Origin of the sequence: Streptomyces albidochromogenes (assembly GCF_005981925.1) — a bacterium.
In the GTDB taxonomy this organism is placed as follows: domain Bacteria; phylum Actinomycetota; class Actinomycetes; order Streptomycetales; family Streptomycetaceae; genus Streptomyces; species Streptomyces albidochromogenes.
Genome location: NZ_VBVX01000145.1, coordinates 1 through 16,451 on the forward strand (window position 1 = coordinate 1; position 16,451 = coordinate 16,451).

16 protein-coding genes and 1 pseudogene are annotated in these 16,451 nt (G+C 72.2%); 8 read left to right on the top strand and 9 right to left on the bottom strand.

All coding sequences use genetic code 11. From position 1 onward, the window contains the following. A pseudogene (locus E2E34_RS19335) lies at positions 1–743 on the bottom strand (bifunctional adenosylcobinamide kinase/adenosylcobinamide-phosphate guanylyltransferase); the annotation flags it as partial. A 99-nt stretch (positions 744–842) separates the two neighbouring features. On the opposite strand from E2E34_RS19335, the gene E2E34_RS19340 reads away from it, so the two are divergent. Next, the gene (locus E2E34_RS19340; protein ID WP_138903179.1) at positions 843–1,052 is read left to right on the top strand and encodes a hypothetical protein; all 210 of its coding nucleotides are present in this window, start codon (positions 843–845) and stop codon (positions 1,050–1,052) included. Positions 1,053–1,204: 152 nt separating this feature from the next. On the opposite strand, the gene E2E34_RS19345 is transcribed toward E2E34_RS19340, so the two are convergent. The 3 genes from E2E34_RS19345 to E2E34_RS19355 all read right to left on the bottom strand — a co-directional run bounded on the left by E2E34_RS19345 (position 1,205) and on the right by E2E34_RS19355 (position 3,832). Then, entirely contained in the window at positions 1,205–2,290 is a 1,086-nt protein-coding gene (locus E2E34_RS19345; RefSeq protein WP_138903180.1) for a S1C family serine protease, read from the bottom strand. Positions 2,291–2,417: 127 nt separating this feature from the next. Beyond that, positions 2,418–3,161, bottom strand: coding sequence for a class I SAM-dependent methyltransferase (locus E2E34_RS19350; RefSeq protein ID WP_244315889.1), 744 nt, complete (start codon positions 3,159–3,161; stop codon positions 2,418–2,420). A 71-nt stretch (positions 3,162–3,232) separates the two neighbouring features. Then, the gene (locus E2E34_RS19355; RefSeq protein ID WP_138903181.1) at positions 3,233–3,832 is read right to left on the bottom strand and encodes a DUF3043 domain-containing protein; all 600 of its coding nucleotides are present in this window, start codon (positions 3,830–3,832) and stop codon (positions 3,233–3,235) included. A gap of 250 nt (positions 3,833–4,082) precedes the next feature. Here E2E34_RS19355 and E2E34_RS19360 point away from each other — a divergent pair, with 250 nt between their 5' ends. From E2E34_RS19360 to E2E34_RS19380, 5 genes are all read left to right on the top strand, one after another. Next, the gene (locus E2E34_RS19360; protein WP_138903182.1) at positions 4,083–4,862 is read left to right on the top strand and encodes a PspA/IM30 family protein; all 780 of its coding nucleotides are present in this window, start codon (positions 4,083–4,085) and stop codon (positions 4,860–4,862) included. A 28-nt stretch (positions 4,863–4,890) separates the two neighbouring features. After that, positions 4,891–5,175 (top strand): PspA-associated protein PspAA, encoded by a 285-nt coding sequence (gene pspAA / locus E2E34_RS19365; RefSeq protein ID WP_138903183.1) that lies wholly within the window; start codon positions 4,891–4,893, stop codon positions 5,173–5,175. 110 nt (positions 5,176–5,285) lie between these two features. Then, entirely contained in the window at positions 5,286–6,539 is a 1,254-nt protein-coding gene (locus tag E2E34_RS19370; protein WP_138903184.1) for a sensor histidine kinase, read from the top strand. Further along, a complete protein-coding gene (locus tag E2E34_RS19375; protein ID WP_138903185.1) occupies positions 6,536–7,237 on the top strand; it encodes a response regulator in 702 nt (233 codons plus the stop codon). The genes E2E34_RS19370 and E2E34_RS19375 overlap by 4 nt, the downstream gene beginning before the upstream one ends. 147 nt (positions 7,238–7,384) lie before the next feature. Continuing rightward, the gene (locus E2E34_RS19380; RefSeq protein WP_138903186.1) at positions 7,385–10,543 is read left to right on the top strand and encodes an efflux RND transporter permease subunit; all 3,159 of its coding nucleotides are present in this window, start codon (positions 7,385–7,387) and stop codon (positions 10,541–10,543) included. A 59-nt stretch (positions 10,544–10,602) separates the two neighbouring features. On the opposite strand, the gene E2E34_RS19385 is transcribed toward E2E34_RS19380, so the two are convergent. After that, complete coding sequence (locus E2E34_RS19385) at positions 10,603–11,004, bottom strand: YciI family protein (protein ID WP_244315885.1); 402 nt, start codon at positions 11,002–11,004, stop codon at positions 10,603–10,605. Positions 11,005–11,105: 101 nt separating this feature from the next. Next, positions 11,106–12,293, bottom strand: a complete 1,188-nt coding sequence (gene nadA / locus E2E34_RS19390; RefSeq protein ID WP_138903187.1) for a quinolinate synthase NadA — start codon at positions 12,291–12,293, stop codon at positions 11,106–11,108. 243 nt (positions 12,294–12,536) lie between these two features. On the opposite strand from nadA, the gene E2E34_RS19395 reads away from it, so the two are divergent. Continuing rightward, entirely contained in the window at positions 12,537–12,893 is a 357-nt protein-coding gene (locus E2E34_RS19395; RefSeq protein WP_069929089.1) for a HesB/IscA family protein, read from the top strand. An 83-nt stretch (positions 12,894–12,976) separates the two neighbouring features. Here E2E34_RS19395 and E2E34_RS19400 read toward each other — a convergent pair whose 3' ends face one another. Together E2E34_RS19400 and E2E34_RS19405 are read right to left on the bottom strand one after the other, a co-directional pair. Beyond that, positions 12,977–14,431: a hypothetical protein gene (locus E2E34_RS19400; RefSeq protein ID WP_138903188.1), complete on the bottom strand. Its 1,455-nt coding sequence runs from the start codon at positions 14,429–14,431 to the stop codon at positions 12,977–12,979. Between the two features lie 144 nt (positions 14,432–14,575). Continuing rightward, positions 14,576–14,785: a hypothetical protein gene (locus tag E2E34_RS19405; RefSeq protein WP_138903189.1), complete on the bottom strand. Its 210-nt coding sequence runs from the start codon at positions 14,783–14,785 to the stop codon at positions 14,576–14,578. Positions 14,786–14,966: 181 nt separating this feature from the next. Here E2E34_RS19405 and E2E34_RS19410 point away from each other — a divergent pair, with 181 nt between their 5' ends. Then, positions 14,967–15,941 carry a carbohydrate kinase family protein gene (locus E2E34_RS19410; RefSeq protein WP_138903190.1) on the top strand — a complete coding sequence of 325 codons (975 nt, stop codon included), beginning with the start codon at positions 14,967–14,969 and terminating at the stop codon, positions 15,939–15,941. A gap of 138 nt (positions 15,942–16,079) precedes the next feature. On the opposite strand, the gene E2E34_RS19415 is transcribed toward E2E34_RS19410, so the two are convergent. Beyond that, positions 16,080–16,451, bottom strand: a 372-nt coding sequence (locus E2E34_RS19415; protein ID WP_244315887.1) for a sulfurtransferase TusA family protein, incomplete at its 5' end; no start/stop codon positions are given.

The following is a 16,451-nucleotide window of genomic DNA, read 5'->3' on the forward strand; positions in this document are numbered from 1 at the left end:
ACCTGGGGGAACGTCTCCAGACGCCGCTCCGCCTCCACCGACTTGCCCGACCGCGCGCCGCCCAGCACCAGTGTCCGGCGCGGCACGTCGGGCACCGCGTGGTACTCGCCGACGATCACCGTCGTCCCGTCCGGCACCGCCCGCGCGCCCGCCGCCGCGAGCCGCCGCTCCAGCTCCGGGCCCGGCGGCACGTCGTGATCGAGGTGCACGGCGATGACGTCGGTGGTCGCGACGACGGCCCCGGCGGCCCGCAGCCGCGCCAGCGCGTCCGGCCGGTTCGTGACGTCGGCGAGCACCATGTCGTACGTGCGGCCGTCGGTCGTCCCTCCCGCCGGTGCGCCGCCCGGCGGCAGGTACAGCATCAGCTCGCCGTCGGGCGAGGTCACCTCGTACCCCGTGCCGGGCGAGTCCATCGGCACCGCCCGCACCCGGTGGCCGCTGATCAGCGTCAGCTCCCGCCCGTCCGGCACCCGGCCCGCCGCCGGCAGCCCAGGCGGCAGCTCCACCGGGGGCCCGTCGTGCGGGTGCGTCAGCAGCACCTGCCGTACGCCGGTGAGCGAGTGCCCGGCACGGGCCGCCGCCAGCGCGGCCCCCGGCGTCAGGTCGAGCAGCAGGGCGCCGTCCACGAGCAGCGCGGTCGCCGCCCGGGCGAGCGGACCGCGGGCGGTGGCGCACGAGGCGCAGGGGCAGTCGGGGCGGGGCAGGCCGGCCGGGGCCCCGGTGCCGAGGAGAGTCAGTTCCACGAGGACGATCCTCCCGCGTCCCCGCCGGTGGTGCGCGCCCGGCTACTCTGCGGGGCAGGCTGTGCTGGACGAAAGCACGGGTGGGACCCGGGAGGCGACATGGCGTGGACGTGGCGGTTCGAGAAGGCCGACGGTACGGAGGTCCAGCCGGCGGTGGTGCCGGAGGAGTTCACCACGCAGGGCGACGCGGAGTCGTGGATCGGCGAGGTCTGGAAGGACCTGGTCGAGGGCGGCGCCGACCAGGTGGTGCTCTTCGAGGACGGCAGCAAGATCTACGGCCCGATGAACCTGCACGCCGAAGAGGTCTGACGGGCCGGTAGTGCCCCGACGCGGCCCGGCACTCCGGGCGCGCGTCCCGGCCGTCGTACGGGCTCCCGCGTGAGCCCGTACGACGGCCGGCGCACAGGGCGGTCAGCCCGCCGCGCACCCGGGGACGCGGCCGCCCCCGGCGCCCCGCCGGGCTAGATCTCGCCCAGCGTCACCTCCGCCGTGCGCCGCTCCTCGCCGCGCAGGTAGCCCACCCGCACCCGGTCGCCCGGCGCGTGCGAGGCCAGGGCCTCCGCCAGCGAGGTGATCGTGGTGATCTCGGCTCCGTCGAGTGCGGTGATGACGTCGCCGGCCCGCAGCCCCGCCGTCGCCGCCGCGCCGCCCTCCTCGGCCGACACGACGGCGACGCCGGTCGGCGCGAACGCGTCGTCCACGACGGTGCGGCCCGTGATGTCCAGCGCCGCCCGCCCCGAGTCGGTGACCCGGCCGTCCCGCACGATCTGGCCGGCGATCGTGCGTACCGTCGAGGACGGGATCGCGAACCCGATCCCCGGCGCCGCCCCACCGCCGATCTGCGGGTCGGTGGCCGCCAGCGTCGGGATGCCGATGACCTCGCCGTCGAGGTTGACCAGGGCCCCGCCGCTGTTGCCCGGGTTGATCGCGGCCGACGTCTGCACCATGTTCGCGATGGTCGCGCCCGTGCCGCCGCCCGAGCGGCCCGCGCTCACCGTCCGGCCGACCGCCGAGACGATGCCCTGGGTGACGCTGCTGGACAGGCCCAGCGGGCTGCCCATCGCCAGCACGATCTGCCCCACCTCGACCTTCGAGGAGTCCGCCAGCCGGGCGGGCCGCAGCCCGTCGGGGACGCTGTCCAGCTTGATGACGGCGAGGTCCTGGTCCGGGTACGCGGCGACGAGCCGGGCGCCGAGCGAGCTGCCGCCGGTGGCCACCGTGACCTTCAACTCCCGCTCACCGCCCACCACATGGGCGTTGGTGACGACATGGCCCCGGTCGTCGTGTACGACACCCGAGCCGAGACCGTCGGCCCCCTCGATCTGCACGACCGACGGCAGTACGTCGCGGATCACCCGCCGGTACTCGCTCTCCAGGTCCTGCAGCGCCACCGGGGATCCCGCCTCCGCGCTCGCCCGCGCCGGCGCGGACACCGCCGGGGAGCCGGAGCACCCGCTCAGGCAGGCCAGTACGACCGCGCAGGCCGCGGCGGTCACGGGCAGCGGAAGCCGACGCGGCGCACCCTCGGGCGCATGTGATCCGTCCATGCCTGGAGTGTCCCTTTCGGGGGAATCCAGGGCCCGTGGAGAAGGTCCATCGGAGGGGCGGCGGGCCGCGCGCCCCTGGGCCCGGACACCTGTGCGGTACGCCGTCGGCGCCGTCCGGGCGGCAGGCTCAGCCCCGTACGCCGCACAGGTGCAGCAGCGCCGCGACCCGGCGGTAGGGGTCGGTGCGCCCCGCGCGGTCCTCCAGGGCCAGGATCCGCTCCAGCTCCTGCGGCGGCAGCCGCGAGGCGTCGTTGGCCTCGCCCTCGATGTTGTCGGTGAGGACGCGCACGCCGTACCAGGCGTGCAGCGGGGCGGCGATGCCGGCGAGCGTCGACGTCAGGGCGTCGAGCCGGTCGGCGCGCACCCGCAGGCCGAGCCGGCTGGTGTACGCGTCCGAGTCGAACGCGGCGAGCGCCCCGGCCCAGTCGCCGGCCAGGCCCGGCCGCATCGCGAGCGCGTCGGCGTTCCGTACGAGCAGGGACAGCAGTCCGCCGGGCGCCAGCATCCGCCCGAGCCCCGCGACCATGGCGTCGGGCTCCTCGACGTACATCAGCACGCCGTGGCACAGCACCACGTCGAAGCTGCCCGGCAGGAAGTGCACGCCGGTCTCAAGGCCGTCGCCCTCGACCAGGCGCATCCGCTCGCGGATGCCCTCGGGCTCACCGGCGAGCGCCTCGCGGGCGGCGACCAGCATCTCGGGGTCGGACTCCAGGCCGGTCACCTTGTGACCGGCCCGGGCCAGGCGCAGGGCCTGCGTTCCCTGGCCCATGCCCACGTCGAGCACGGACAGGCGCCGGCCCACCGGGAAGCGGGCCGATATCTGCTCGTCGAGCTGGCGCGCGACCAGCTCCTGGCGGACGGTGTCGCGCAGGGTGCCGATGCCCTTCAGCCAGTCGGCAGCCGCGCCCTCGAACCGTGCGATACCGGTGGGATTGTCCGTGCTCAGGGCCGTTCCCCGCGCTTGACCTGGGGCTTCGGCAGGCGCAGGCGGCGCATCTGGAGGGTGCGCATCAGGCCGTAGGCGACGGCGCCGCGCTTCGGCTCGTTCGGGAAGCGCTCGTTGAGCTGCTTCTTGAGCCGGACGACCAGGCCGATCGAGTCGATCACGATCATCACGATCACGCCGAGCCACAGCAGCAGCGCGATGTTCTGGATGTTGCTGATGCGGATCATGCTCAGGACGAGGATCACCACCGCGAGCGGCAGGAAGAACTCGGCCACGCAGAAGCGCGAGTCGACGAAGTCGCGCACGAAGCGGCGGACGGGGCCCTTGTCGCGGGCCGGCAGGTAGCGCTCGTCCCCGCTCGCCAGTGCCTCCCGCTGCCTTGCCAGGTCCGCACGGCGGGCCTCGCGCTGACGCTTCATCGCCTCCTTGCGGTTCGACGGAGCCACCGCGCCGTTGCGGCGCTGTGACTGTGCGACAGCGCGCTTCGGGGTGGGGCGGCCCTTCGGGGCCTGCGGGTCACGGGACGCTTTGGAGAGGTCCACCTGCACCTTGTCGGTGGGGGCCTTCTCTTCCTTGGAGGAACGGCTACGGAACACAAAGCCCAAGGGTACGGGGTACGGCGCATGGACCCCAGCCCGGAGGGGAACGATCCCGCAACGGTCGGTTTCCCCGGCCTTCACCTACTCCCTGAGCTGGAGCCCGGCGGACCGCAGTCGTCCTGGAGGAGGAGCGCATCGGCCCGCGAACAGTGCGGTAATGGACGCAGGGCCCGTAGTGTGGGTTCAAGTGCTGGAGCTGGTTCCGTAGTCCGTCAGAAGGGGGCGCGCGAAGCCCATGAGCGGTGTCATGAAGCGTATGGGGATGATCTTCCGCGCGAAGGCAAACAAGGCCCTTGACCGGGCCGAGGATCCGCGCGAGACCCTCGATTACTCGTACCAGAAGCAGCTGGAGCTGCTGCAGAAGGTACGCCGCGGTGTCGCCGACGTGGCGACGTCCCGCAAGCGGCTCGAACTGCAGCTGAACCAGTTGCAGGGCCAGTCGTCCAAGCTGGAGGACCAGGGCCGCAAGGCGCTCGCGCTCGGCCGCGAGGACCTGGCCCGCGAGGCGCTGTCCCGCCGGGCCGCGCTGCAGCAGCAGGTCACCGACCTGGAGACGCAGCACCAGACGCTCCAGGGCGAGGAGGAGAAGCTGACGCTCGCCGCGCAGCGCCTCCAGGCCAAGGTCGACGCCTTCCGTACGAAGAAGGAGACCATCAAGGCCACGTACACCGCCGCGCAGGCGCAGACCCGCATCGGCGAGGCCTTCTCGGGCATCTCCGAGGAGATGGGCGACGTCGGCCTGGCGATCCAGCGGGCCGAGGACAAGACCGCGCAGCTGCAGGCGCGGGCCGGCGCGATCGACGAGCTGCTGGCGTCCGGCGCCCTGGACGACCCGTCCGGGATGGCGAAGGACGACATCGCCGCCGAGCTGGACCGCATCTCCGGTGGTACAGATGTAGAGCTGGAGCTGCAGCGCATGAAGGCCGAGCTGGCGGGCGGTCCGACGGCGCAGCAGCAGGCGCTCGAAGGAGGCGCGCAGGACGGCACGCAGGCGCCCCAGGGCCAGCACAAGTTCGACAAGCAGTAGGCCGCCGCACTCCGCGAAGGAGCACGTCGTGATCGTACGGATCATGGGGGAGGGCCAGGTGGAGGTGGCCGGCAGCCACCTCGCCGAACTCAACAAGCTCGACGACGAACTGCTCGCCGAGATGGAGGGCGGCGACGAGTCCGGCTTCCGGCGCACGCTCGGCGCGCTGCTCGAAGCGGTACGCCGTCTCGGTAAGCCGCTGGCGGACGAGTCGCTCGAACCCTCCGAGCTGATCCTCCCGGCCGAGGACGCGACACTCGACGAGGTCCGCGAGATGCTGACCGACGACGGCCTGATCCCGGACTCGGTCTGAGCCGGGCCCGGCCCCTCCAGCCCCGCGCGTCACACGATGCCCCCCTGCTCAGGCAACGCCCGGAGCAGGGGGGCATCGCGCCGCCCGCGCACGCCGTACCGTTGCGTGACATGACTGCCCTCGGTACGGGTTTCACCCGCTCCCGGTGCTGGCTCCACGCACACCCGCTCGCTCTGGACGCCGCCCTCGCGTTCGCCGTCCTGGTGATGATGGTGGCCGGTTCCTTCGCCGACCCGCACGGCGGGCCCGGCGGCCCGACCTTCGGCACCAGGACCCCCGGAGCCGGCAGCCTCGTCCTGATGGCGCTGGGCGCCGCCGCGCTGGTCCTGCGCCGCCGCAGGCCGCTGGCCGTGCTCGCCTTCACCGGCGTGGTCACGCTCGCCGAACTCGTCGCGGGCGACCCGCCCGCCCCGGTCGCGATGAGCGCCGTCGTCGCGCTCTACACGGTGGCCTCCCGAACCGACCGCCCCACCACCTGGCGCGTCGGCCTGCTGACGATGACCGGTCTGACCGGCGCCGCGATGTGCTTCGGCAGCGGCCCCTGGTACTCCCAGGAGAACCTCGGCATCTTCGCCTGGACCGGCATCGGGGCGACCGCCGGAGACGCCGTGCGCAGCCGCCGCGCCTTCGTCGACGCCATCCGTGAACGCGCCGAGCGCGCCGAGCGCACCCGCGAGGAGGAGGCCCGCCGCCGCGTCGCGGAGGAGCGGCTGCGCATCGCGCGCGACCTCCACGACGTCGTCGCCCACCACATCGCGCTGGTCAACGTGCAGGCGGGCGTCGCGGCCCACGTCATGGACAAGCGCCCCGACCAGGCCAAGGAAGCCCTCGGCCACGTACGGGAGGCCAGCCGCTCCGCGCTGAACGAATTGCGCGCCACCGTCGGCCTGCTCCGCCAGTCCGGCGACCCCGAGGCCCCGACGGAGCCCGCGCCCGGGCTCGGCGTGCTCGACCAGCTCCTGGACACCTTCCGCAACGCGGGCCTGCCCGTCGAGGTGGCCAGGCCGGACAAGGCCGTGGCCGAACCGCTGCCCGCCGCCGTCGACCTCGCGGCGTACCGGATCATCCAGGAGGCCCTGACCAACGTGCAGAAGCACGCGGGGGAGCACGCGAAGGCCGAGGTCAGCGTCGTACGCGTCGGCTCGTCCGCCGAGATCACGGTGATCGACAACGGCGGCGGGACGAAGGACGCGGCCGACGGCGCCGAGGCCGGCGGCGGCCACGGCCTCACCGGCATGCGCGAGCGCGTCACCGCCCTCGGCGGGACCCTGACCGCCGGACCCCGCTACGGCGGCGGGTTCCGCGTGCATGCGATCCTGCCGTTCCAGGTGCGTACCGGGGAGAAGACGGTGGAGAACGCGTGACGACGGCCACGACCGGCATCAGGGTCCTGCTCGCCGACGACCAGGCCCTGCTGCGCAGCGCGTTCCGGGTCCTCGTCGACTCCGAGCCCGACATGGAGGTCGTCGGCGAGGCCGCGGACGGCGCCGAGGCCGTGGAACTCGCCCGCTCGCTGCGCGCCGACGTCGTCCTGATGGACATCCGCATGCCGGGTACGGACGGCCTGGCCGCCACCCGCATGATCAGCGCGGACCCGGACCTGTCCGCCGTGCGGGTCGTGATGCTGACGACCTTCGAGGTGGACGAGTACGTCGTCCAGTCGCTGCGCGCCGGAGCCTCCGGCTTCCTCGGCAAGGGCGCGGAGCCGGAGGAGCTGCTCAACGCCATCCGCATCGCGGCGGCCGGCGAGGCGCTGCTGTCGCCCGTGGCCACCAAGGGGCTGATCGCCAAGTTCCTCGCGCAGGGCGGCACTTCGGACGACGACGAGGCCACCGGGGCCCGCGCCGAGCGGCTCTCCGCGCTGACCGTGCGGGAGCGAGAGGTCCTCGTGCAGGTCGCGGGCGGCCACTCCAACGACGAGATCGCCGAGCAGCTGGCCGTCAGCCCGCTCACCGTCAAGACCCATGTGAACCGGGCGATGGCGAAGCTGGGAGCCCGCGACCGCGCCCAATTGGTGGTCATCGCGTACGAGTCGGGACTTGTCCGGCCGAGGGTGGAGTGAAGGTGTAGTGGCGCGTACTCCAGACGCGGTACGCGCCGCACAAGGAAGGGGACCTGGGAGCGAGGGATGCCCCTCTCCGCATGGCTGATCGTATAAGCGGGCCACTGTGCCCGCCTGCCTCGCACGCCACGGAAGAGAGACTCACCCATGTCCTGGCTGTCCAGATTCAGCCTCGCTCAGCGGGCGCTGATCGGCCTGATGTCGATCATCGCGATCGTCTTCGGCGCCATCGCGATACCGCAGCTCAAGCAGCAACTGCTGCCCACCATCGAGTTCCCGATGGTGTCCGTGCTGGCGCCCTACCAGGGTGCGTCCCCCGATGTGGTCGAGAAGCAGGTCGTCGAACCGCTCGAAAGCAACATCGAAGCGGTCGACGGCATCACCGGCGTCACCTCCACGGCGAGCGAGGGCAACGCCGTGATCATGGCCCAGTTCGACTACGGCAACGACACCAAGCAGCTCGTCGCCGACGTCCAGCAGGCCGTGAACCGCTCCCGCGCCCAGCTCCCGGACGACGTCGACCCGCAGGTCGTCGCCGGTTCGACGGACGACATCCCCACCGTCCTGCTCGCCGCCACCTCCGGCCTGGACCAGCAGGCGCTCGCCGACCGGCTGGAGAACAGCGTCGTCCCCGTACTGGAGGACATCGAAGGCGTCGGCCAGGTCACCATCGACGGTGTGCGCGACCTCCAGGTCGCCGTCACCCCCGACGACAGGAAGCTCGCCAAGGCCGGTCTGAACGCCGGCGCCCTCGGCCGGGCCCTCCAGGCGGGCGGCGCGACCGTCCCGGCGGGTTCCTTCGCCGAGGACGGCAGCAGCCGCACGGTCCAGGTCGGCGGCGGCTACACGTCGCTGCGGCAGATCGAGGACCTGCGCGTCACCGCGGCGCCCACCGGCCAGGGCAAGTCCCCGAAGCCGGTACGCCTCGGCGACGTCGCCACCGTGAAGGAGCAGCCCGCCACCGCGGTCTCCCTCACCCGCACCAACGGCAAGCCCAGCCTGTCCCTGGCGATCACCATGGACCAGGACGGCAGCGCCGTCGCGATCTCCGACGCCGTCAAGGACAAGCTGCCCGAACTGCGCGACACCCTCGGCTCCGGCAGCGAGATCGCGGTCGTCTTCGACCAGGGACCGGCCGTCTCCAAGTCGATCTCCGGCCTGACCACCGAGGGCGCCCTCGGCCTGGTCTTCGCCGTCGTCGTCATCCTGGTCTTCCTCGGGTCCCTCCGCTCGACGCTCGTCACCGCCGTCTCCATCCCGCTCTCGGTCGTCCTCGCGCTGATCGTGCTGTGGACCCGTGACCTGTCGCTCAACGTCCTCACCCTGGGCGCGCTGACCATCGCGATCGGCCGCGTCGTCGACGACTCGATCGTGGTCCTGGAGAACATCAAGCGTCACCTCGCGTACGGCGAGGAGCGCCACTCCGCGATCATCACCGCCGTGAAGGAGGTGGCCGGAGCGGTCACCGCCTCGACCCTCACCACGGTCGCCGTCTTCCTGCCGATCGGGCTGGTCGGCGGCATGGTGGGCCAGCTCTTCGGCTCGTTCTCGCTGACCGTCACGGCGGCCCTGCTCGCCTCGCTGCTGGTCTCCCTCACCGTCGTACCGGTCTTCTCGTACTGGTTCCTGCGCCCGCCCAAGGGCTCCGAGGGCGTCGATCCGGCCGAGCTGCGCCGCAAGGCGGAGGAGAAGGAGGCGCGCAGCCCGCTCCAGCGGATGTACGTCCCGGTCCTGCGCTTCGCGACCCGCCGCCGCTTCACCAGCCTGGCCATCGCGGTCGTCGTGCTCATCGGCACGTTCGCCATGGCACCGCTGCTGAAGACCAACTTCCTCGACCAGGGCGAGCAGGACACCCTGTCCGTCACCCAGGAGCTGAAGCCGGGCACCAGCCTGGAGGCCGCGAACCAGGCCGCCCTGAAGGTCGAGAAGGCGCTCGACTCCATCGACACGATCAAGGACTACCAGGTCACGGTCGGCTCGCAGGGCTTCGCCGCCGCCTTCGGCGCCGGCACGGGCGCCAACCAGGCGACGTACCAGCTGACCCTGAAGGACGCCGCCGACTTCGAGGCCACCCAGGACCGGATCGACGAGGAACTGGCCGGACTCGACGGCATCGGCGACACCACCATCGGCGCGGGCGGCGGCTTCGGCAGCCAGGACCTGAGCGTCGTGGTCAAGGCCGGCGACGGCGACGTGCTGAAGAAGGCGTCCGAGCAGGTGCGGAACGCGGTCGCGAAGCTCGACGACGTCACCGACGTGCAGAGCGACCTGGCGCAGAGCGTGCCCCGCATCTCCGTCACGGCCACCGACAAGGCGGCCGCCGCGGGCTTCGACCAGCAGACGCTGGGCGCGGCCGTCGCCCAGGCGGTGCGCGGCACCACCTCCGGCAAGGCGGTCATCGACGACACCGAGCGCGACGTGGTGGTGAAGTCGGCCAAGCCGGCGACCACGATGGACGAGCTGAAGAAGCTGAACCTCGGCCGGGTGCAGCTCGACGACATCGCCGACGTGAAGCTGGTCGCCGGCCCCGTCTCCACGACCCGGATCGACGGCGCCCGCGCGGCGACGATCACGGCCAAGCCGACCGCCGACAACACGGGCGCGGTGACCGCCGCGCTCCAGACGAAGATCACCGAGCTGGAGAAGGAGCTTCCGGCGGGCGCCACCGTCGAGATCGGCGGTGTCTCCTCCGACCAGAACGAGGCCTTCGCCCAGCTCGGCCTGGCCATGCTGGCGGCCATCGCGATCGTCTTCATGCTGCTGGTCGCGACGTTCCGCTCGCTCGTCCAGCCGCTGATCCTGCTGGTCTCCATCCCGTTCGCGGCGACCGGCGCGATCGGTCTGCTGCTCGTCACCGGTACGCCCATGGGTGTCCCGGCGATGATCGGCATGCTGATGCTCATCGGCATCGTGGTCACCAACGCGATCGTCCTGATCGACCTGATCAACCAGTACCGGGCCCAGGGCCTGGGCGTCGTCGAAGCGGTGCTGGAGGGCGGCCGCCACCGCCTGCGCCCGATCCTCATGACGGCGCTGGCGACGATCTTCGCGCTGCTGCCCATGGCGCTCGGCATCACCGGCGAGGGCGGCTTCATCTCCAAGCCGCTGGCGATCGTGGTGATCGGCGGTCTGATCACCTCGACGCTGCTGACGCTGCTCCTGGTGCCCACGCTGTACGCGATGGTGGAGCTCCGCAAGGAGCGCCGCGCCGGGAAGAAGGCGGCCAAGCGCGCGGCGAAGGCGGACGCCTCCGGCTCCGCCGCGTCCGACGCCGGCTCCGACGAGCCGCGGCCGGCGAAGGTCTGACCGGCGTACGACGGCGATGAGCCCCGGCCCTCTCACCAGGGGGCCGGGGCTCACCCCGTTCAGGCTTCGGGGACCTCGGGCGGCCCCTCCGGGATGGCGTGCACCTCGACCGGATCGTTCCCGGGCACGCCGCCGGGGCCGGGGCAGGCCGAGGCCCGCGCGGCGATCTCCAGGGCCCGCTCCTCGTCCTTGACGTCGACCACCCAGTAGCCCGCGAGGATGCGGCCGGGCTCCGCCGGGCCGTCCGTCACCTTGGCCCGGCCGTCGTCGGTCGCCCGTACCGTCTTGACCAGCGTCGGACCACCCAGCCCCCGGGCCTCCACCAGCTCGCCCGCCGCGCCGATCTCCTGGTTGAGCGCGTCCATGTGCGCGAACATCGCCAGCATGTCGTCCTTGGAGAACGACGACATCAGCCCGTCCCACTCGTCGGCGGGCACGTTCATCTGGATCATGTACTCCATGGTCTCCACCCTTCCTCGCTTCCACGGTGTCAGGTGGGCCGAACGACCGCACCCCCTGACGCCGGGGCGACAGGGGGTGCGGAGAGTCCGTACGGAGGCGCCTACGGCAGCGCCAGCATCCGCTCCAGCGCGAGCTTCGCGAACTGCTCGGTCTCGCGCTCGACCTCGATGCGGTTGACCAGGTTGCCCTCGGCCAGCGACTCCAGCGCCCACACCAGGTGGGGCAGGTCGATGCGGTTCATGGTCGAGCAGAAGCAGACCGTCTTGTCGAGGAAGACGACTTCCTTGTCCTCGGCCGCGAACCGGTTGGCGAGCCGCTGCACCAGGTTCAGCTCGGTGCCGATGGCCCACTTGGAGCCGGCCGGGGCCGCCTCGAGCGTGTTGATGATGTACTCCGTCGAACCGACGTAGTCCGCCGCCGCCACGACCTCGTGCTTGCACTCGGGGTGCACCAGGACGTTGACGCCCGGTATGCGCGCGCGCACGTCGTTGACGGAGTCGACCGAGAAGCGCCCGTGCACCGAGCAGTGCCCGCGCCACAGGATCATCTTCGCGTTCCGCAGCTCCTCGACGGTCAGGCCGCCGCCCGGCTTGTGCGGGTTGTAGAGCACGCAGTCGTCCAGCGACATGCCCATGTCCCGCACGGCGGTGTTGCGCCCCAGGTGCTGATCGGGCAGGAAGAGGACCTTCTCGCCCTGCTCGAAGGCCCAGTCCAGCGCGCGCTTGGCGTTCGACGACGTGCAGATCGTGCCGCCGTGCTTGCCGGTGAACGCCTTGATGTCGGCGGAGGAGTTCATGTACGAGACGGGCACGACCTGCTCGGCCACGCCGGCCTCGGTCAGCACGTCCCAGCACTCGGCGACCTGCTCGGCGGTGGCCATGTCGGCCATCGAGCAGCCGGCGGCGAGGTCGGGCAGGACCACCTTCTGGTCGTCGGACGTCAGGATGTCCGCCGACTCGGCCATGAAGTGCACACCGCAGAAGACGATGTACTCGGCCTCCGGCCTGGCGGCCGCGTCCTTGGCCAGCTTGAAGGAGTCCCCGGTGACGTCGGCGAACTGGATGACCTCGTCACGCTGGTAGTGGTGACCGAGGATGAAGACCTTGTCCCCGAGCTTTTCCTTGGCGGCGCGGGCGCGCTCCACCAGGTCCGGGTCGGAGGGCGAGGGCAGGTCGCCGGGGCAGTCCACACCCCGCTCGCTCTTGGCGTCGGCCTCGCGGCCGAGCAGCAGCAGAGCGAGCGGCGACGGCTGGACGTCCAGTGGCTGGGCGGTGGTCACGACACGCACCCTTTCTTGTCTGCGAACACGCTTTTCGTCGATTTGACGTTATCTATCATAACCGCTTCATGTCACTTTGACGATGCCGATGTCGTCGATGTGACGAATTGCCGCCCGTGCCCGCCCCGTGCCCTCTTCGGACGCGGTGTGCGAGCATGAATGGGAAGACAAGCGCTCAGGCCCGGAATGAATCCGCGGCCGCGCCGGTTGCATACGTCGGCAAGCAGTCCGTACAACCCGGGAGAGATGTAGATGTCCGTTCAGGACGACAAGACCACCGTGAGCGACGGCATTCTCCTGTCCGACGCCGCCGCCTCCAAGGTCAAGGCCCTGCTGGACCAGGAAGGCCGGGAGGACCTGGCGCTGCGCGTCGCCGTCCAGCCCGGTGGCTGCTCCGGCCTGCGGTACCAGCTCTTCTTCGACGAGCGCTCGCTCGACGGCGATGTCGTGAAGGACTTCGACGGCGTCAAGGTCGTCACCGACCGCATGAGCGCCCCGTACCTGGGCGGCGCCTCCATCGACTTCGTCGACACCATCGAGAAGCAGGGCTTCACGATCGACAACCCGAACGCCACGGGCTCCTGCGCCTGCGGCGACTCGTTCAGCTAGGCGACAAGCGCTGCGACAGAAGGCGGCCGCCCCTCCTGCGGGGCGGCCGCCTTCTGTCGTTCCCGCGTCGCCGGGCCTCGCACCTACGCGCGCGGCACCGTCTCGCCACTGCGCGCGTCGACGACCTTCCGGTCGTCCAGCGGCTTGTCGAGCTTCACCGTCTCCTTCAGCTCCTTGGCGAGCGCGATGCAGACCCGGTCGGGATCGGGGTTGGTCTCGGTGATCCGCACCTTCACCGTCCCGTTCTCCTCGCTCGCCTTCGCGGCGTACTCGCTGCACACACCGCCCCAGAAGTGCACCGTGAGCTCCCGCCCGTCGGCGCTGTACGACTCGACCTGCCGGGGCGGCGCCGGGGGCTCGCCGCTCCCGGTCGGAGCCGGCTCCGGGGAGGGCTCGGCCAGGTAGTCGGGGTCGACCGCCGGGTGCGTGATCGTGAACGCCTGCGCGCCGCCGCCGGGCTCCACCTCGAACAGCCACGACGGTACGAGCGCCTGCCGCCCGTCGACGTACTGCGCGGCCAGCCCGAACACCGCCCCGCCCACGGCCACCGGCTCAGGCGCGGACGGCCCCCGCCCGCCGGCCGGCTCGCAGGGCGAATCCGCCGCGCCCTTCTCGTCGCCCTTGTCGCCGTGCGGCACGGGGGTCGCGCACCCGCCGATGCCGATCCGGCCGGCGCCCTGACCGGACTTGTTCAGCTGCTTCAGCGCCTCGTCGGCGCTGATCACCGGGTACGTGTCGCCCTTCGTGAGGCCCTTCAACTGCCCGCTGCCGCCGACCGGCTGCCCGTCGGAGCCGATCTGGATGCCGGTCGCCCAGCCGTACGTCGGCAGGCCGCCGACCCGGGGGTCGGCGTTGACCACCCGTACCGCGCCCATCAGCTGCCGGGCGTCCAGCTCGGCGTCGTCCTGGCCCAGCGCTTTCAGCACGGGCGCCGCGGCCTTCTTCGCGGCCTTCTCGCTCACCGCCGAGCCCTCGCCGCCCGGCTTGTAGGAGTCGTCGGGGCACTGCTTGCCCCGGGCACAGTCGTCACCGCCGGCCGGGCCGAACCGCGCGAACGTCCAGGTGCCCGGCGCCTCCTTGTTGACCTGGAGCACGGGCCCCGCGCCGTCCGCGGTGACGCCGGCCTTCCAGACCGCGCCCTCGCCGCGCGGCTTGCCCGGTACGCCGAGCGCCTCGGCCAGCCGGGCCACCTCCGCCGAGGTGACCGTGCCCGAGGCCCGGTACACCGGGGCGGACCCGGGCCCCTTCGGCAGCTTCGCCTCCGCGCGGTAGGTCACCCCGCCGTTCGGGTCCGGCTCGCCGGGCGCCACGCCGGGCGCGTCCGCCTCCGTATGGCCGTCGAGGCGCAGCGGCGGCGGAGTGCCGTCGTCCGCCTGTGCGCCGCTGCCCGTGCCGCCGCCACCGCCCGAGGCGGTCGACGCCCAGTACGCCGCGCCGCCCCCGGCCAGCAGCACCGCCGCCGCCACCGAGGCGGCGACCAGCGGGGCACGCCGCTTGTGGACGCCGCCCGCGTCCTCTTCCGGTCGCTCGGTGCTCACCGCATCGCTCCTTCGGCCGCTGTGCCGTCCAGTGCCTGTGTCGTATCCCTCAACGGGAGTCCCTCCACGGGAGACACCGGTGGGACGGAACGGGGGAGCGTGCGGTTCCCTCACGCTCCCCGCGCGCGCCTGCGGGAGCCGGGCTCAGCCCCCGTACTCGGACATCGCGCCCACCAGGCGCGCCGAGGCGGGCGGAACGGTGACGCCGTGGATCAGCGAGACCGGCACCGGAGCGGGCGCGCACTCGGCGGGCACCGCCCAGTGCGGGACCATCCGGGCGCAGTCCCCGCGCAGTTCCTCCAGGCCGCCGTCCTGCTCGGCCCGGGCGGACGACGTGACGCTGTGCTTCTGCATGCGGGACGCTCCCGTAGCTCTGCGGGGCCGCCACACCGCGGACCCCGTCGCTCGCACCGTAAGCAGCTGGGACCTCAGGAAAAAAGCCCTACTATCGGGTAGTTTTGCCTCTTGGTGCGCGGCGGCTACGACCGGGTAGCGTGGACTGTCCTCACCCACCGCCCGCAGGAGCGTCCTCGCCGTGCGTATCGCAGTCACCGGCTCCATCGCCACCGACCACCTCATGACCTTCCCCGGCCGCTTCGCCGACCAACTGGTCGCGGACCAGCTGCACACGGTCTCCCTCTCCTTCCTGGTCGACAACCTCGACGTACGCCGGGGCGGTGTCGGTGCGAACATCTGCTTCGGCATGGGCCAGCTCGGCACGGCCCCGATCCTGGTCGGCGCCGCCGGCTCGGACTTCGACGAGTACCGCGCCTGGCTCGACCGGCACGGAGTGGACACCGGCTCGGTGCGCATCTCCGAGGTCCTGCACACCGCCCGCTTCGTGTGCACCACCGACGCCGACCACAACCAGATCGGCTCCTTCTACACGGGCGCGATGAGCGAGGCCCGCCAGATCGAGCTCCAGGCGGTGGCCGAGCGCGTCGGCGGCCTCGACCTCGTCCTGATCGGCGCGGACGACCCCGAGGCGATGCTGCGCCACACCGAGGAGTGCAAGGCCCGCTCCATCCCGTTCGCCGCGGACTTCTCGCAGCAGATCGCCCGCATGTCCGGTGACGACATCCGCACGCTGCTCGACGGTGCGACGTACCTCTTCTCCAACGAGTACGAGAAGGGGCTCATCGAGTCCAAGACCGGCTGGAGCGACGGGGAGATCCTCGCCAAGGTCGGCCACCGCGTCACGACGCTCGGCTCGCGCGGTGTGCGGATCGAGCGGGTCGGCGAGGAGCCGGTGATCGTCGGCTGCCCGGAGGAGGAGGGCAAGGTCGACCCCACCGGCGTCGGCGACGCGTTCCGCGCCGGCTTCCTGTCCGGCCTTGCCTGGGGCGTCGGCCTGGAGCGGGCCGCGCAGGTCGGCTGCATGCTGGCGACGCTGGTGATCGAGACGCTGGGCACGCAGGAGTACACACTGCGCCGCGCCAACTTCATGGACCGCTTCACCAAGGCGTACGGCCACGAGGCGGCGGAAGAGGTCCGCGCCCACCTGTCCTGACCCCGGACGCCCCCGCGCACGTGCTCTCGGAGCCGGACGGGGCCGGACGAGTTCGCCGGGCGGCAGCGCGCCCGGCGGCTCCGCCGGCCCCGTCGGCGTCCGGGAGCGCCAAGAGCGGCAGCCCGCGCCGCGCCGCCGTCAGCTCAGGCGCCGCACCACGTACGCCGCGCCGCGCTCCGCCGCCCGCTCGCCGACGTACTCCTGCCCCCGCATCCCGCACCACGCCGGAATGTCCAGCCGGGCCGCCTCGTCGTCCGAGAGCACCGTCACCGTCCCGCCGACCGGCACGTCGCCGATGACCTTCGCCAGCTCGATCACCGGGATCGGGCACCGCTTGCCGAGCGAGTCGACGACCAGCGACGGCGCCTCGGACGGCGAGGACACGGCGCCGACACCCGGCGAACGGACCGCGTCCGACAGCGGGGCGTAGGCGAACCAGCCGAAGTCGGCCGCACCCTGGGGGGTGAGGAAGCCGGCCACCGCGATGATCGAGCCGAAGAGGTACAGCCA

Excerpts from the sequence above, each read along its gene's own strand:
- E2E34_RS19340 (WP_138903179.1), top strand. The coding sequence starts at position 843 with ATGGCGTGGACGTGGCGGTTCGAGAAGGCCGACGGTACGGAGGTCCAG.
- E2E34_RS19345 (WP_138903180.1), bottom strand. The coding sequence starts at position 2,290 with ATGGACGGATCACATGCGCCCGAGGGTGCGCCGCGTCGGCTTCCGCTG.
- E2E34_RS19360 (WP_138903182.1), top strand. The coding sequence starts at position 4,083 with ATGAAGCGTATGGGGATGATCTTCCGCGCGAAGGCAAACAAGGCCCTT.
- E2E34_RS19370 (WP_138903184.1), top strand. The coding sequence starts at position 5,286 with ATGACTGCCCTCGGTACGGGTTTCACCCGCTCCCGGTGCTGGCTCCAC.
- E2E34_RS19380 (WP_138903186.1), top strand. The coding sequence starts at position 7,385 with ATGTCCTGGCTGTCCAGATTCAGCCTCGCTCAGCGGGCGCTGATCGGC.
- E2E34_RS19385 (WP_244315885.1), bottom strand. The coding sequence starts at position 11,004 with ATGGAGTACATGATCCAGATGAACGTGCCCGCCGACGAGTGGGACGGG.
- E2E34_RS19395 (WP_069929089.1), top strand. The coding sequence starts at position 12,537 with ATGTCCGTTCAGGACGACAAGACCACCGTGAGCGACGGCATTCTCCTG.
- E2E34_RS19405 (WP_138903189.1), bottom strand. The coding sequence starts at position 14,785 with ATGCAGAAGCACAGCGTCACGTCGTCCGCCCGGGCCGAGCAGGACGGC.